Consider the following 15,390-nt stretch of genomic DNA (forward strand, 5'->3'; position numbering starts at 1 on the left):
CAGTCGCCGGTACAATACCGACAACTGGTTGGATAAATGCTTTTTTGATCCCTGTCTTAAATACAGGGGTCAGTCCCATATCTACTACGTTTTTATTTATGCACCAACAAAAAGAACACATTGACTGATTGCGATGAAAAACGCTGGATTTTGAATTGGCGAATCCTCATCAATCTCTAGCTCTATCAAGAACTCATCACCTTCTGTTGCCCTCCAACGAGCAATATCTAGACCATCAAGTGCAAAGCGGGACCAATCTTCCATTTCCTTATGTATCATCATTTTCATTTGTCCATCTGTAATCACAAGGTCTGGAATCAATTCTTTCCAACCGTCGTAGGCAAGCATATATTTCTTTTGTTGTTTTAAATCTTTTGCTTCATAAAAAACTTTTCCTTTACGAGTGACCTTTTTACAAGTGAAAAGTGGTTCGTCCTGCATATCAAAAACGTCATATCTTAAAAAGTAGCGATAATCCATTACTTTATCTAGTATGCGCTTTAAACTATTTGAGTAGTGACGTTGAAATGTGAATACAGCTTGACCTGACTCATCAGCAACTGTAATTTTCGGTGTTGTTTCAATTGAATTAGGGTGTAAATAAGTATATCTTTGCATCATTTGCTCCTTTAAATCTAAACGTTTCATAAGTAAACTATAGCATTTTCAGGGCAGTAACGCACTTACTGAGTTAATAAAGATACTCTTTTTATCTTTACAGCATTTTCTAAAATATCAAAAAAACCGTTATCATCTACCACTAAATAATTTTGTTCATTATCGTCCACGTATATGATTTTATTAGATGTATCCACAAACATACCATAGTACCCACTTACAAAAATCTTTATGATGTAATTGTAATCTGGGTTTATATTTGAATCCACCATTTTCAATTCTTTAAATTTCGCGTTTTCAAAAGCCTTTAGAAGTTCTTTTTGTGTTTCTTCCAAAATTTTAACCTTTGCCAACGATGGTACTTTTTCAACTGTTATATATGAATCTTTATCACTAAAATCAATTCTCCAAAATAAATCCTTCACAGATAAACTTGTTTTCTTTACCTTTTCAGTTAAAGTTGTTTTATCAGGTTTAACACTATCAAAAGACTTTTCTTGTCCATATATATATAAAGCCATCCCAACTATAAAGACAAGAACTATGGTTATTACATAAGCTTTTCGTTTACGCATAAATTCCTCCCTTTCCCCTCTTTTTTCTTTTTACTAATCATATCAAAATTATCATTTTAATGTGTAAAACATTTCCAATACCAATTTCAATATTCATTGTAAATTTTCCTTTATGTAAAAAGGTATTATTAGTTGGGAAATTTGCGTTGGCAAATCAATTTGCTCTATCATTTTTAGTGAATCATAATCAAAAAAGCTGTTAGTTTTTACACTAACAGCTTTTTCTTTTTTAACTATATACATTTAAATCAAATTGAATTTCCGCATCAAGTTGATTTCTACTTTTCCAACTAATATACAACTCTTTTTGTAATCAGTTATTAGGACCTTACTTGCCCATCCCCATATACAAAATACTTACTCGAAGTCATTGCTTGTAACCCCATTGGTCCTCTTGCATGAAGCTTTTGAGTACTAATGCCGATTTCCGCTCCATAACCGAATTCAAAGCCGTCTGTGAAACGCGTAGAGGCATTATGATAAACGGCTGCTGCATCTACGCCATTTAAAAATAGCGCTGCTACAGACGCATCTTCTGTTAAGATAGCTTCTGAATGATTTGTCCCATATATATTAATATGTTCGATTGCTTCAACAACTTCTGACACGACTTTCACACTAACTGTTAATGCCAAATATTCTGTTGCCCAGTCCTCTTCAGTAGCAAACTTTGCACCTGAATATGCATTACAAACAGTGGCATCTCCAATAATCTCAACATCGTGCTCTGCTAACGCTTCTAATAACGCAACACCATGCTTTGAAAACCATTTTTCATGGATTAATACACTTTCTGTTGCATTACATACAGATGGACGATGTGTTTTTCCGTTAATGACAATACTTGTTGCCAACTCAAGTTTTGCAGATTCATCTATATAGATATGACAATTTCCTGCTCCCGTTTCTAAAACAGTAACTGTCGCTTCACTTACAACCGTATCGATTAATGCTTTTCCACCGCGTGGAATCAGTACATCTAGATATTCTTTTAGATGGAATAATTCCTTTGCCGTTTCACGATTTGTATCTTCGATTAATTGCACTGCATCTACTGGTAATGTTGTCTGTTCTAGTGCCTTATGTATAGATGCAACTAGTGCGATATTCGAATATTTCGCAGATGAACTACCACGTAAAAGTACAGCATTTCCTGTTTTCAATGATAGCGTTGCAGCATCTACAGTCACATTTGGTCTTGCTTCATAAATCATACCGATCACACCAAGTGGCACTCGTTTTTTCTCAATATGCAAACCATTTTCTTTCTGAATATCCTCTAATACTTCACCAACTGGATCATTTAACTTTACTAATAATAGAATGGCATCTGACATATCTTGAATGCGTTTTTCATTTAAGAATATGCGGTCTAAAACAGATTCTGAAAGACCTTTTTCTCTACCGGCTTCAATATCCTTATTGTTTTCTTCAATTATCGTTTCTTTGTCTATCAGTAGTCGTTCTGCAATTTTTTGTAATGCTTCATTTTTCTCTTGCGTTGTTTTACTGTTCATATGATAACTTGCTATTTTCGCTAACTTACCTTTTGTTTTTACTTCGCTCATTGTGTTACCTCCACTTAGTTATGCTTTTACCCACTTATCACGGTGAATGACTTCAATATTAGATACGATTAGTTCGTTTGTTCGTTTCCCCATCGCTTGTTTTAGTTCATTTGCAGAATAGAGTATTTCTCCTCTGCCAAGTACGCCATTTTTACCGTACACTTCAACAACATCGCCTTTTTGGAAATCACCTTCCATTTTATAGACACCTGCAGGAAGTAAACTGCTACCTTTCGAAACAAGCGCTTGCTCCGCACCTTCGTCCACAAAGACTTTACCAGAAACAGCTGAGAATAATGAAATCCATTGCTTATTGTTATTTAATACAGGTAGTTCGTCTTTCTCTATATACGTCCCGTCCCCTGTACCTTCCAATACATGCAATAATTTTCGATCACCTTTACCATTACCGATAAATACCTTTACGCCAAGTTCATATGCCGTTTTAGCTGCCATTAATTTTGATTCCATGCCACCGGTACCTACTTTTGAACCTGTGCCACTTGTAAATGACAACATTTCTTCCGTTACTTCAGTTAAAAAATCAATGCGTTTTGCATCAGGATTTTTAAATGGATTAGCATCATACAAACCATTGATGTCTGTTAAAATAATTAACTGATCAGCATGTACCAATCCGCTTACTAGCGCAGATAGCATGTCATTGTCACCGAAAGTAAGTTCTTTTACTGACACCGTATCGTTTTCATTGATAATTGGTAATACGGAACGATCCAATAATTCTGACAATGTAGAATAAGCATTTTTATAGCGATGCTTGCTTGAGAAATCCGTTCTAGTTAATAAAATCTGTGCTGTCACAATACCATGTTTGCTTAATTGTTCTGTATACGATTGGACTAATAGGCTTTGACCAACTGCTGCAGCTGCTTGTTTTCCTTTTAAAGTTACAGGTCTTGAAGAGTAGCCTAGTTTACGGAAACCACATGCCACAGCCCCGGATGATACTAATACCACTTCATGACCTGCCTGACGTAGTGTAGCAATTGCATTTATATGATCTTGAAACTTTATTTGATCTATCTCACCCTTCGCATTTGTCAAAGAGCTACTACCTATTTTCACAACAATTCGTTTTTTATCCATCTTTATTGCCTCCAATACAACATAAAAAAACCCTTTTCGCCCTCGAATATATCAAGGACGAAAAGGGTTACTTCTCGTGGTACCACCTTAGTTGAATGCACTAAATGCACCCCACTCAACCTCATAACGCTTGAGACTGCGCCTATGTTTGCATAGGAGCTAAGAAGTAGGTTCCGCGTGTTTGCTGTTACGATGCCTTGCAGCCGGTGAACATCGCTCTCTTATACAGTAAGATCACACATACTAGTCTTCTTTTCGCTAAATATTTAATTATAAGCATGCATCAGATTCTTTTAACTGTCAATAATCATTTCGTAAATAAAGAAATAATACTTAATTCCACTTGTATTTGTAATACTTCATACTCTTTTACACTTTAGAATAATTCATGTAAAAACGACTATCAGATCGTACAGTGATAGTCGTTTCTTATTAGTTAGTTGTTAACGAGTAATACAGTACTTAAATAAAAAAATGCTGTTTGAAAAGATGAAATTAATCTGGATGTTCATATCATATTTTTGATAATAGTAAAAGCATCTTTTGATTTCAATTAATACAATATTAAAATATGTACATAATTTTTCTTAAATTTATACTCTATCTTTATAAACATCCATTACCTTAAACGTTTGACAAACTAATAATATGTCTGGAGTAAAAGTAAGTCCATACTGGCTTAATTCCCAAGTGAAAAATTTAACATGCTCACTATACCAATAATCATAGCTTAAATCACCTTCACCCTCTGATCTTGCGAAATCACTTGTTACTTCATTCATTTTTAATAAATCAATATTTGTATATTTTATTATGGCTAATGGATTATTGTCTCCATCCAATACAATATCGTACTGACCAACTTTTTGAATTTCTTCTCCTTCAATATCGTAGACACAATGTGCAGCACATGTTCCTGTTTTGAGTCCTTTAACAACTAAACTTCCTAAATCATCTCCCATTTCTTTGGAACCATCTCCAAACATCCATGCATCTGGGATACTCATGTTTAATTCATTTTCTATAGCATATATATGCCAATATTCTTCTATCTTATTAACTGACATTGCTAACTTCCCCCTTATTAGTAAAATAGCATGAATTTAACACACAACCTATTATTTGTCAACGTTTTAGAAGAACATATAATACGACCACTTTAACATAATTATAGATAGATACTAGATCTAAAGTTATAAGAATGGGCAATCATTAATTATTCGTGATTCGAAAATTAAACAACTCTATTAATCCTAATAATTTTAGAAAATAGAATCTATTAGTCTTTTAAACAAATATAATCACCATTTATCTGTTATAGGATAAATGGTGATTATATTTCTAAACATTGATTAAACATCTATCGTTACATCCTAGACCTGCTCACAGCATCTTTTATGGAAAATGCTGATGTAATAACAGCAATCACAATGGTAGCTAAAACAAGCAGTAAAACAAATCTGTCCTCCTGCATATCGATATAAGTCAATAAGTACTTTGTAAACTCTGGTTCAATAATATTTGGTCGCGTAATGATTATGATAAATACTGCAGTTGAAATGAGTTCATAAAACGTTTGGAAGATCGCGACTTTTTTTGTCCATTGTCCTTGGATTCGTTTATAGAGAGCTAATGCAATACCAAAAACAGCAATAACCACAATCAGAATCCAAAAATCATTTAAAATTTGTTGATTAAATGTTGGGTACTTAAAAATGAGATCATCTTCTCTATTCCTATACACTCCAATTAAACGATCCGCATTAAAGTAAATTGAAACCCAAATGGCGGTCCATACTAAACTACCAAAAAACGCATACTTTGAAATAGATTTATGCTTAGTATTTAGCTGCACTTTGTTTAAATCATCAAGTGTCCACTTTTTAAGACCAGTTAATATTTCCTCTTTTGGCTCTTTGGCAAATCTTTCGAGCAACGCAAAGATTAGCGTTAACCAAAAGAATACTTGAATCGCAACTTCTACCATCATACCAATACCATTACCAACAAGAGTGAGGACAACCATTATTAAGGCTTCATCCCCCTCATAACTAAAAGCGAAATCTATGACAAATGAAATAAGAGCAATAGTCATTGCAATCGGAACTATCATTTTTAAAAGAGATATATAGGATTGATAATATAAAGGACCAATTAAATACCTGGGTTTTTCCTGATAGGTTTTTGCAAGAACTGCTGGATCACCCAATTTTACAAGCGCCTCTTTGACATCTTCTTCCGTAAAATCAGATGGCAACATTTCTTCAATAGTCGCCTTCAATTCAAGAGCAATAGCTGCTCGATCTTTTTGAGACAATCTTCGAGTTACTTCATGAATATATTTATCAATTAATTCCATTGGCACCCTCCCATTTGTATACCTCATTTTGATGCATTTTGGATTCCTTCATTATTTTACCACTTTATTACATATAATTTATATATTAGCCAAATGTATTNAAAAAAAAAAAAAAAAAAAAAAAAAACGACTATCTTTTTGAGGAGATAGTCATTTCTTAATCAGATCAATTTGCATTAATCATCTGTTTTATATGTAAAAAATCATTTCTAGAATTGGACAAGGGGCACCCTCAGCATGAGAGCACCCCTTAATTTATAATTAGCTAATTTTAATAAAACTCAAATTTCAACCCGATCATCCGGGGAATATTTACTCAAAAGCCTGTAGCTTTCTGTACCGCGGTAAAATTCCACTGGTTAGCTTTCTAACCTAAGCAACGCAAACCCTACCTTCTTTTGCGTCCTTGTGACCCCAAAGTCACTCCAGTGTGAATAAGTATCTACAAAAACATTTAGTAGAATGCCAACATTTATAAACTAGCTAATCAGCATAAATAAAAGTATCTCACGAATAACTTATTTTGTCAATAGAGTTGCTTCTCTACTTTCTAAAGCTACATACTTTTGATTAAAAAATCCGTAAATTTTCACTATAAATTATAACGCAATTCAACTATGTATCTAGCTCTCCCACTATGCTATCAATTAGAGCAATCAGTTCTTGCTTCGTATTTTCGTCTTTTACTGTAGCATTAGCATTAAATTTAGTGCTAACAGATGGCACTAGCATCGAACCATCTTCAACAACAACCGTATCGAGCATACCTAGCGTAAGCAGTAATGATTCATGTGCTTTATCTCCACCTTCAATTGAAGGAGAAGCCGTTATTACAGCCACTGGTTTTTTATAAAGTTCAGCAGATGAGACTAGCCACTCTAGCTCATTTTTTAATACTCCTGGGACACTTTTTGCATACTCAGGTGTACAAATGATAAGCGCATTTGCTTCACTCATAGTCTTTCTGAATTCCGTAACAACTGCTGGTGGTTCCACTCGATCTATATCTGGATTGAAATGGGGAAGGTCTTTTCGTTAGGGTCTTTTTGGTATGCGCAATTTTGATTTAGGTGGTAGGGTACCCCTACCACCTAAATCAAAATCATGTATTTCAATAAAATTCTTTCAAAAGTACTTGACTGGAGGTAAGAAAAGAGCTGTCTATGCAGCTCAATAACTTTTTGTTAATGCACCCTTTAGTTTAAGTTCATATATTCACAATCTCTTTTAAATTTTAGGTGTTTTTATGAAATATAAATAAGTTAAATATAAATTATGTTCATTAAAAAGGAGCGTTAATCCTTCTTGCATCAACGCCCACCTTATATCAATCAGCTACTATAAAACTATTTGTTGTTTATTGACTTGGAAAAAATATTTTATTAAAACCCTTGAAGTGATGCATAGAAAATTGCTCGAAAGGATTTTCATAAATTATTTCAAATGACTGTTTAACAAAGAAAAACAGCATCCATTTTCGTATGTAAATGATTTTATAAAAAGCGACAAGAGGGCTCTGTTGTACCTATAAAAAACTTAAAACAGCAATGCTATAAAACTATTTCTGTTCAAAAATCATCTTAATATAAAATCACCTGAAGAGGTTCTTACTTTTAGCTTAATCTTAGCAGAGCCAATTTCCCCAATAAGTAGATGCTCTGATTATTTACAACTTCAATTCCCCCACTCGTTGCCTGAATGAATAATTTTTTTACAGCATTAGCATTCTCGTTAATAATATTACCGCTACTTGTTTTAAGTAAAATATCATTTGCTTTATTATTGTTTGCTTTTATTTTCCCGCTTGTTGCTTCAATTGAAAGATCCTCACTCACATTACCATCCTCTACCTGAATATCACCTGAACTAGCTTGGAAAGAAGCCTTAATGGCATGATATTCATTTATCATTAAATCACCTTAGGATGTTTTCACATGAATGGAATCGTATACTTTTTCAGGTAGTTCTACACTCAGTTTTACACTACTATAAAATCTAATTCCCCAACTAGTTTTTTGCTTAACACTAATTTCTAGATTACCATTATTATTATCTACTTTTAGCTTATATTCACCTTTTTTTCTTGTGCTGTCTCTCCCCTTCAATACGACATGAACATCATCATCAGTTGACTTTTTTACTCGAACATCCGCAGAAGCTGAATTTATTTTTAATTGCAATATTCCCTGTCGACTTACAGACTTTTTCTCTTCCCATTCGGTTAGTTTAAACAAAGATCCTTTCGAAAAATAGAGTGTTGATGTAACTCCAACTATGCCTATAATCAAAAGAATAAAATTATTGCAAGGTACTGAACAATAATAAACCATATTCATTTAGTAAATCTAGACATCGCTTTCAATTCGACCATAGGAAAATCAAGAGATGGCAAATGAAATGCGTGACTATATATACTTCTTATGAAGTGTTGTTAGTTAATGGATATGAAGATAAAAATGCGACAAAAAAAGTTCAAGAGCAACGAGGTTAATAATGAGGAACAACCACTATTTCAAGCCTTTGATTTTAATCTTCTCCCAATAATTCTCCGCTTCAGGGATACAATTCAAGACACCATTAGCAATAAAATCAAAAATACCTTCATCAGAACCTGGGGCATCATTATTTTTTTAACATCCAAGATATTGAAGTTATATATCAATTTTTCGCCTCAAATATCTTCAATCATCAGAACTGTATTTCACTAAATATGGAAAAACCACCGATAAAAGCACACCATATATAATCATTATTAAAACGGTATAAGAAATAGATAAAGACCATTTATTTAATAAGGAGGAACCAAATATCATCATTGGTGGAATTGTTAATAAAGATATTAGAGTCCTAGAAGTAAAAGTTATTCTATGTTTCGTACCACATTGACTGCATTGAATAGGTCTGTATGCTGCCCAAATAGATTTAAATATTTTACTCCAGTTAAATTGAAATTTACATTTCTCACAGTTTTGTAACCACATAATATATCCTCTCCCTTACTTTAATTCACCTAAAACCCAAGATACTTATTGAACTAAACTGCCCCGTTAGTAAGTACAATAAGAAAATAAATAGTATTCTTTAATACTTATGACCATTGTTCATCATCATCAATCCACTGAAGATCTTCTACTAAAGCACCTGTTAGCGGAATAAGCCAAGATTGAATTTCATTAATCATTTTTATTCTTATCGCCCACATTATTTCTATTAGGTTGAACAAGCCAAATTACGAATAGAAAAAACAGTCCAAAGCAAACTCTATATAACGTATTTAGAATTATACTGCTTTCGTCAAATAAATCTGTTGATAAAATAAAACTTAAACAAAATCCAATAATAAAAGTAACGAAATAGCGAAATATTATTTCTACATCCCCATTCTTAATAAAAATATCTTCTTTCACTAAACTGCCCCGTTAGTTCAATAAGAATTAAAAGCTGCCTAAGCTTGAACATTCTTTAATTCTTTATTTTTCTTGTCATTATAAAGATAAATTGATGCCACAATTATCCCAATCAAAAGATATTTCAAAAAACCGCCTTCAATAAAATAATTGACAATACCTACGCCTACCAACATTGTTATGACACTAAATATGACCCTCTTAATTACTTTCATTAAACCACATCCCTTATGTGCGAAATTGAACTAACCTGCCCAGTTAGTTTAAGTATATTTCTTCACAATCTTTATAGTGATATTAACATAAATATCCAATAAAAAAACATCTCACCTCTAAGAAATCTATAGAGGTGAGATGTTTTTAATCATACTTTATTATAAATAATCAATCTTTTTTTCAAAGCTACACTTTACGTATTTTGTATAAGTACTTATTTGAAGTATGTAAAGGATATGTCAGTGAACAGCATCGATGAGTATTTAGATGCTTTAGACGTAGCAAGAGAAACAAATCTTATACTCTTAAAATCAGTCAAAGCAGTACTTAGCCTCTTCCATAGTAATGAGGGTTAAAGAGAAATTCTACACATTTCCAGGTAAAATATACCTATATTTTCCTTTCAGAGTAATTTCAGATATTCTTTTCCTATTAAACATAAAAAGCCCCCTTAGATAAGATGATCTTAAGGGAATGGCCCAATACGTACTAGCAATACATATATATTTCTTTGTAGTTCCCTATCACATTTGCCCATCCTTTCCGATACGATTTTTTAATAGCCATCCTTTAATAAAAGTTGCTATTTTACACGCTCAATTTGAATCTATACATCCATTTTTAGATGGTAATGGGCGTTTAGGACGTATACTTATTGCTTAATACACAGTACAATCTGATCTAATTTCAAGCCCCATATTCTTGGTTAGTGAGGAGATAGAAAAGCAACGAGCGAAAAATTATCACTTTTCAAATGGAGTTAGGGGAGAAAAACCTGATTGGTATAATTGGCTAAATTTCTTCTTAGATGCATCTCAGAGAATGGCAGATAAATTAAATTTATTGTTAGACAAAGCAGCTGAAATAGTAAATATTTAAAATTTCATCATGTCAACTCCAAGTTATGATGTTAAACCTGATTTATCTTTTTTTCAATACATAATGGTGTTTTTTAGTCAAAAGGATACAAAAACACATTATCCTCGTCAAATAAAATGTATACTCAATAAGTTCTTTTGTACTGTTTAATTTTCATTATTCAGCCTTGTTAATTAATTCTTTCATCAATGCCTCATTCATTGGACCTTTAATGATGTCAACCATGTTGCCTTTTGTATCAATCACATAAGTTGTTGGCAGCGTAAGTACTTGATATGTACTACCTACAAACCCTTCCTCATCTAACAAAACTTTAAAAGTTAGTCCATGTTCTTTCACAAATTGAGCAACCGCTTCTTCTCCCTTATCCTTATTTGTTACGTTAACCGCTAAAATTTCAACACCTTGATTTTTATACTCTTCATAAACCTTTTGCATATGTGGCACTTCTTCTTTACAAGGTGGACACCATGTTGCCCAAAAATTTAAAATCACCTTTTTACCTACATAATTCGATAAACGTACTGTTTCACCTTCTAACGTTTTCAACTCAAAATCTGGTGCTACATACTCTACTTGATTTGTCGTATCCTCTTTTTCATTAGTAGATGCTGTTTCAGCTGTTTTCACTGTTTCATTCTCATCTATCGGCTCTTTCTCGTTACCGAGAACATTCATTGTAACTATCATTATTAAACACATGATAATAATGATGGAAATCAAATTCTTAATCACGAATGTAATACCTCCAATTTTGTAAATTAATAAGGAATAAACCCTAAAAAGGCATTCATGATAAAACAGATTGTTTCAACTAATGACACAAAGCGAAAACTCCTAACGTGATTTGTCTCAACAACAATTACGATACATGAGTTTTCGCTTTTCTATTAGTCCGAAATGGTAAATAGTTAAATTTTTTTATTTAAAATTACTGTGCTGCTTTATCAATCTCGTATTGATAATTCATCCCCTTATTATTCGTTTTCGCATATTCAATGATATTTTCTAATTTTTCAGCTACTACATTTTCTTTGCTCACACCTAGATAGTTTGCTGCACTTGATAAATCTGTGAAGTGGAAAAGTTTCCAACCCATGATTCCTTTGGCTGTTTCTCCATTATTAAATTTTACAGTTACTGCATTTTCAACTGCAATCCAGTTATTTAAGCGTGGTGCTGTTGCACTATAATCACGAACATATTTATTAGTAAATGCTATACCATTTGCCTGTTCTTGATGATACATACATCCAATTCTACAAAAATAATGTGTATTTCCTTCTTGGTCAATCGCTTTTGCAGAATGCACTTTATTTGGGTCAGTGTTATGAAGATCCATACGACATACTTCACAATGTACACCCGTTTGTGTTACTTCTGCAAATTCAGAAATTCCATTGATAGTAATTGTTTTTACTGCTTTATTCCCCAATTTGTCCTCAGCATACACTGTATAAACACCATTTTTTAGTGTGATAATTTTATCTTTTTGATTCGTATTTTGTAATGGTGCTATTCTTGAACCTTTATCAACGAAGTATTCTACACCTTTATTTCCATATGCCCATTTTTGATCTTGAATCCCACTATCATCAGTAGTTGAAACTTGTATTTTTTTACTTACTGCTGTTGCATCACTTTCAGGTATTGAAAGTGTTATTGCTGGTGCTGTTTTATCGATATTTGATATTGTGATTGTTTGAATGTCCGTATTTCCTGCGCCGTCTTTGGCGTATACTGTGTATGTTCCATTTGTTGCAATTTCGAATGTGTTGCCCGTAAATTTTGTACCATTCTTTGTGAAATACGTAGCTGTTTGGTTATCACTTGCCCATTTTTTTGATACTACCCTCACATTTTCATTAATCGAAGTAGTTACTATTACATTTTCATTTGTAGCATCTGTTGTACTTGGACTTAATGAAATAGTTGGGTTTGTTTTATCGATATTAGAGATTTTTATTGATTTTGTTCTTTTATTACCATTATCGTCTAAAGCATAAACTGTATATGTTCCATTTTCACTTACTGTAAATGAGTTATCTGTCAATGTTGTGTCTGCAGTTGAAAATTTATTTGCTGGCTTTGTACCAATTGCCCATTTTTTAAAGGTCACTTTCTTATTATCTGTAACAGCTACATTCACTGTGACAGCTGTATTCGTTGGCTTTGTTGTACTCGCTTTTAATACAATACTTGGTGCTTCTTTATTATATTTTGCCTTGGCATTAGTTTTAATTGTATTTAATTTTACCTTTTTTAATGTTACGTTGTTTTTCGTTTTATAAGCTTTAATATATTTATCTGCAGCTGATGCTTTTGAGAAATAAATATTTTTTGAAGCATTAGTTTTAACAATCGTTACTGAATCTAACGCAACCCATTTTTTTGTACTATAATCCTGGACTATTTTTGTGAGTGTAACCCCTTCATTTAATTCATCATATAACAATGAAAATACATCCTTATAATAAACTACTTCTCCATTTTTAATAGCTTGCACATCTGTAGTTGCTGCAAATACACTTGAATTTTGATTATCATTTAAAAATGCTACTAAAATTACACATATAAGCAATCCAAACCCTAAATATTTTTTCATTTTCTATATTTTCCTTTCTGAATTTATTGTATTTTTAAATACACTTATTGATATTTCTGAACACTCTCTTTTTGAACAGTTTGAAACTGGACAATTTTTGTACCTGAATGTTTAGCAATATAATTCTTCGCATCAGCTGCTTTAGCAAAATATATATAACCATCGTCCATTGGTGAAGCTAGCGATGTTTTAACATAAGTCGCCTTTTCAGCTTGAACCCACTTCAATGTTTTGTAATCACGAACATACTTTTTATTGGTTGTTTTATTTTTTACTTCATCGTATAAAAGACAACCAATGTCATCGTAATAAACAACCTTACCTTTCTTTTTAATTGCCTTTGCTGAAAAAACACCCATTTTATAATTTTTTTGGTACACAACCATGTTACAAAATGCGCAATTTGTATTATTAGGTACATCTTTTTCTAAACTAGACTTAGCTGCCTCAGCATTCATTTTGTGCGTATTGTCTATAAAATCTACAGATATGATACTTAACAATATAACTCCTAATACGAATAGTTTTTTCAATGTTTACAATCTCCTTTCAATTTTCAATAATACAATACAGATGTGAAGTAAGATGAAAGTAACTGTGAAATAATAGAAAAATTTTACTGAAATAGGACTTAAAATGATGAATTATTAAATATTAACTATTTCCGACTAGAAGAAAAGCGAAAACTCATACATCGTATTTGTTGTCGAGACAAATCACGTTAGGAGTTTTCGCTGTGTGTTATCAGTCTATTAAATTTATTTTACAATTACCCTTTTTAAATTTTTCATCAGAAAAGGACCGAATATATTTCAAGTGGAAGTCATACGAGAATATGAACTTCCTTATACAATAGTGAACGTTGGTTTCACGCATTTGCAACGGAACAACTTGTAAAAGAAAAGGCACAAGCTATTAGTGTGGGGAATATGAGTCAAAAACCTCCCCTATTTGTGGTACGGGTCACCGAAACTAATGTTAAATTGTATTACTTATTTTCCCTCGTACGTCTATCTCTATTGTTAAATAATAAAACAAACATCTTTTTGAACTAACCTGCCCCGTTAGTTCAATAAGTTCAATAAAATAAAGCGTTAATCCTTATTGGTTCAAATCCCTCGTTTAGCTTTGTACAGCAAATAAGAAATCTCTCCTATAATTAACAAAAAAGATCGACTCCTTTAAGAAGTCGATCTTTCACTTCAAATGTTCGTTTCTATCATTTTCATACGTTTAAAAAATAAAAAACCACCTTAGATAAGATGATTTTTATAACTCTTTTATTTAACTAAAGCACCCGTTAGTTCAATAAGAAATAGACTCTACTTATGTTTATTTATTTGGAAACATCCCATTTTTATTGTTGTACTATTTCTTAATAACAATCGATATTTTATAGTTTACATGCTTATTTAAATCATCTAAAAATTGATTTAATAGCTCATTAGATGCTACCCCCGACTTGAAAATGTCTCTTAAAGCTATGGTTGCGGAAGGAGATCAAGTAGCAGTTTATTTCGTTTTTGAATGTACTCATACAGGTGGTGACTTTTTCAGTATCCTAGCATCTGGAAAAACTATTCACATTTCTCTTATGATGCTTTTACGAATTGCTGATGGCAAAATCATAGAGAAAAGAGCTCATTTTGATAGATACGACATTTTACAGCAACTTGGCGTTAATGCCTAGTTTATAGCCCTTTGCATAGCCATAGTTAAGAACAATGTCTCCTTCAATGGACATCCGATTTAAAAAGGCCTTTTTAAAATTTTCTACATCAAATAGCTTTTCATCGGGTGCGATACTAGTAAATGAGATCATTTCCTTATTCCAGCGCACTCCATGCTTCATGAGGTCCAATTTTTCTGCCAAAAAGGTTTGCTCATTGATTTTTTCAGTCCAATTCAACTCGATAGATAGGAATTTGAAGGTCTCTACATGACTTACAAAGTTTCCTTTTCCTTTTACCGCATAGATCAGGCCTTCTTGCTCCAAATCCGCATAAGCCGTTAGAACGGTGTTTCGGCTGATGGATAATAAAGAGCTGAGTTCACG

Annotated in this window: 16 protein-coding genes, 4 pseudogenes and 1 other annotated feature; of the genes and pseudogenes, 4 read left to right on the plus strand and 16 right to left on the minus strand. The window is 32.5% G+C overall.

Features of this window, described 5'->3' with window-relative positions:
• Positions 1-96: 96 nt before the first annotated feature.
• The 11 genes and pseudogenes from AMD00_RS03355 to AMD00_RS23095 form a co-directional block, all read right to left on the minus strand.
• Entirely contained in the window at positions 97-648 is a 552-nt protein-coding gene (locus AMD00_RS03355; RefSeq protein ID WP_245639430.1) for a tubby C-terminal domain-like protein, read from the minus strand.
• A 35-nt stretch (positions 649-683) separates the two neighbouring features.
• Positions 684-1,193 carry a hypothetical protein gene (locus tag AMD00_RS03360; protein ID WP_053415663.1) on the minus strand — a complete coding sequence of 170 codons (510 nt, stop codon included), beginning with the start codon at positions 1,191-1,193 and terminating at the stop codon, positions 684-686.
• Between the two features lie 320 nt (positions 1,194-1,513).
• Complete coding sequence (locus tag AMD00_RS03365) at positions 1,514-2,761, minus strand: glutamate-5-semialdehyde dehydrogenase (protein ID WP_053415664.1); 1,248 nt, start codon at positions 2,759-2,761, stop codon at positions 1,514-1,516.
• An 18-nt stretch (positions 2,762-2,779) separates the two neighbouring features.
• Complete coding sequence (gene proB / locus AMD00_RS03370) at positions 2,780-3,868, minus strand: glutamate 5-kinase (RefSeq protein ID WP_053415665.1); 1,089 nt, start codon at positions 3,866-3,868, stop codon at positions 2,780-2,782.
• Between the two features lie 50 nt (positions 3,869-3,918).
• Positions 3,919-4,133, minus strand: a binding site (T-box leader).
• A gap of 328 nt (positions 4,134-4,461) precedes the next feature.
• Positions 4,462-4,935, minus strand: coding sequence for an ASCH domain-containing protein (locus AMD00_RS03375; RefSeq protein WP_053415666.1), 474 nt, complete (start codon positions 4,933-4,935; stop codon positions 4,462-4,464).
• Between the two features lie 299 nt (positions 4,936-5,234).
• Positions 5,235-6,227, minus strand: coding sequence for an HAAS signaling domain-containing protein (locus AMD00_RS03380; RefSeq protein ID WP_053415667.1), 993 nt, complete (start codon positions 6,225-6,227; stop codon positions 5,235-5,237).
• Between the two features lie 615 nt (positions 6,228-6,842).
• Positions 6,843-7,259, minus strand: a pseudogene (locus AMD00_RS03385) (NADPH-dependent FMN reductase); the annotation flags it as partial.
• A gap of 581 nt (positions 7,260-7,840) precedes the next feature.
• Positions 7,841-8,563: pseudogene (locus tag AMD00_RS23840) on the minus strand (DUF4097 family beta strand repeat-containing protein).
• Positions 8,564-8,908: 345 nt separating this feature from the next.
• Positions 8,909-9,208, minus strand: coding sequence for a TIGR04104 family putative zinc finger protein (locus AMD00_RS24250; RefSeq protein ID WP_053415670.1), 300 nt, complete (start codon positions 9,206-9,208; stop codon positions 8,909-8,911).
• Positions 9,209-9,400: 192 nt separating this feature from the next.
• Positions 9,401-9,634 carry a hypothetical protein gene (locus AMD00_RS03405; RefSeq protein ID WP_053415671.1) on the minus strand — a complete coding sequence of 78 codons (234 nt, stop codon included), beginning with the start codon at positions 9,632-9,634 and terminating at the stop codon, positions 9,401-9,403.
• A 38-nt stretch (positions 9,635-9,672) separates the two neighbouring features.
• On the minus strand, positions 9,673-9,849 hold the full coding sequence (locus AMD00_RS23095) for a hypothetical protein (RefSeq protein ID WP_157059163.1): 177 nt from the start codon (positions 9,847-9,849) through the stop codon (positions 9,673-9,675).
• Positions 9,850-10,068: 219 nt separating this feature from the next.
• On the opposite strand from AMD00_RS23095, the gene AMD00_RS23440 reads away from it, so the two are divergent.
• The 3 genes from AMD00_RS23440 to AMD00_RS23675 all read left to right on the plus strand — a co-directional run bounded on the left by AMD00_RS23440 (position 10,069) and on the right by AMD00_RS23675 (position 10,729).
• The gene (locus AMD00_RS23440; protein WP_169786304.1) at positions 10,069-10,206 is read left to right on the plus strand and encodes a hypothetical protein; all 138 of its coding nucleotides are present in this window, start codon (positions 10,069-10,071) and stop codon (positions 10,204-10,206) included.
• A gap of 118 nt (positions 10,207-10,324) precedes the next feature.
• On the plus strand, positions 10,325-10,513 hold the full coding sequence (locus AMD00_RS24255; protein WP_211258603.1) for a Fic family protein: 189 nt from the start codon (positions 10,325-10,327) through the stop codon (positions 10,511-10,513).
• Between the two features lie 39 nt (positions 10,514-10,552).
• A complete protein-coding gene (locus AMD00_RS23675) occupies positions 10,553-10,729 on the plus strand; it encodes a hypothetical protein (protein WP_211258604.1) in 177 nt (58 codons plus the stop codon).
• Positions 10,730-10,885: 156 nt separating this feature from the next.
• On the opposite strand, the gene AMD00_RS03410 is transcribed toward AMD00_RS23675, so the two are convergent.
• From AMD00_RS03410 to AMD00_RS23100, 4 genes and pseudogenes are all read right to left on the minus strand, one after another.
• On the minus strand, positions 10,886-11,464 hold the full coding sequence (locus AMD00_RS03410; RefSeq protein WP_053415672.1) for a TlpA disulfide reductase family protein: 579 nt from the start codon (positions 11,462-11,464) through the stop codon (positions 10,886-10,888).
• A 196-nt stretch (positions 11,465-11,660) separates the two neighbouring features.
• Complete coding sequence (locus tag AMD00_RS03415; RefSeq protein ID WP_053415673.1) at positions 11,661-13,334, minus strand: nitrous oxide reductase accessory protein NosL; 1,674 nt, start codon at positions 13,332-13,334, stop codon at positions 11,661-11,663.
• A gap of 44 nt (positions 13,335-13,378) precedes the next feature.
• Entirely contained in the window at positions 13,379-13,867 is a 489-nt protein-coding gene (locus AMD00_RS03420; RefSeq protein ID WP_053415674.1) for a nitrous oxide reductase accessory protein NosL, read from the minus strand.
• A gap of 835 nt (positions 13,868-14,702) precedes the next feature.
• Positions 14,703-14,783 (minus strand): annotated as a pseudogene (locus AMD00_RS23100) (transcriptional regulator LrpA); the annotation flags it as partial.
• Positions 14,784-14,802: 19 nt separating this feature from the next.
• Between AMD00_RS23100 and AMD00_RS22730 the strand changes: the two are divergent.
• A complete protein-coding gene (locus AMD00_RS22730) occupies positions 14,803-15,024 on the plus strand; it encodes an ester cyclase (RefSeq protein ID WP_083446174.1) in 222 nt (73 codons plus the stop codon).
• Here AMD00_RS22730 and AMD00_RS03425 read toward each other — a convergent pair.
• Positions 15,025-15,390, minus strand: a pseudogene (locus tag AMD00_RS03425) (PLP-dependent aminotransferase family protein); the annotation flags it as partial. It abuts the gene before it with no gap.

The organism is Viridibacillus arvi (assembly GCF_001274945.1).
Classification (GTDB): domain Bacteria; phylum Bacillota; class Bacilli; order Bacillales_A; family Planococcaceae; genus Viridibacillus; species Viridibacillus arvi.

What these genes read in the sequence shown, in the direction of transcription:
- AMD00_RS03375 (WP_053415666.1), bottom strand. Translation starts at nt 4,935, where the DNA reads ATGTCAGTTAATAAGATAGAAGAATATTGGCATATATATGCTATAGAA.
- AMD00_RS23095 (WP_157059163.1), bottom strand. Translation starts at nt 9,849, where the DNA reads ATGAAAGTAATTAAGAGGGTCATATTTAGTGTCATAACAATGTTGGTA.
- AMD00_RS03380 (WP_053415667.1), bottom strand. Translation starts at nt 6,227, where the DNA reads ATGGAATTAATTGATAAATATATTCATGAAGTAACTCGAAGATTGTCT.
- AMD00_RS03415 (WP_053415673.1), bottom strand. Translation starts at nt 13,334, where the DNA reads ATGAAAAAATATTTAGGGTTTGGATTGCTTATATGTGTAATTTTAGTA.
- AMD00_RS24255 (WP_211258603.1), top strand. Translation starts at nt 10,325, where the DNA reads ATGGCCCAATACGTACTAGCAATACATATATATTTCTTTGTAGTTCCC.
- AMD00_RS03365 (WP_053415664.1), bottom strand. Translation starts at nt 2,761, where the DNA reads ATGAGCGAAGTAAAAACAAAAGGTAAGTTAGCGAAAATAGCAAGTTAT.
- AMD00_RS22730 (WP_083446174.1), top strand. Translation starts at nt 14,803, where the DNA reads ATGTCTCTTAAAGCTATGGTTGCGGAAGGAGATCAAGTAGCAGTTTAT.
- AMD00_RS03360 (WP_053415663.1), bottom strand. Translation starts at nt 1,193, where the DNA reads ATGCGTAAACGAAAAGCTTATGTAATAACCATAGTTCTTGTCTTTATA.
- AMD00_RS24250 (WP_053415670.1), bottom strand. Translation starts at nt 9,208, where the DNA reads ATGTGGTTACAAAACTGTGAGAAATGTAAATTTCAATTTAACTGGAGT.
- proB (WP_053415665.1), bottom strand. Translation starts at nt 3,868, where the DNA reads ATGGATAAAAAACGAATTGTTGTGAAAATAGGTAGTAGCTCTTTGACA.
- AMD00_RS03355 (WP_245639430.1), bottom strand. Translation starts at nt 648, where the DNA reads ATGAAACGTTTAGATTTAAAGGAGCAAATGATGCAAAGATATACTTAT.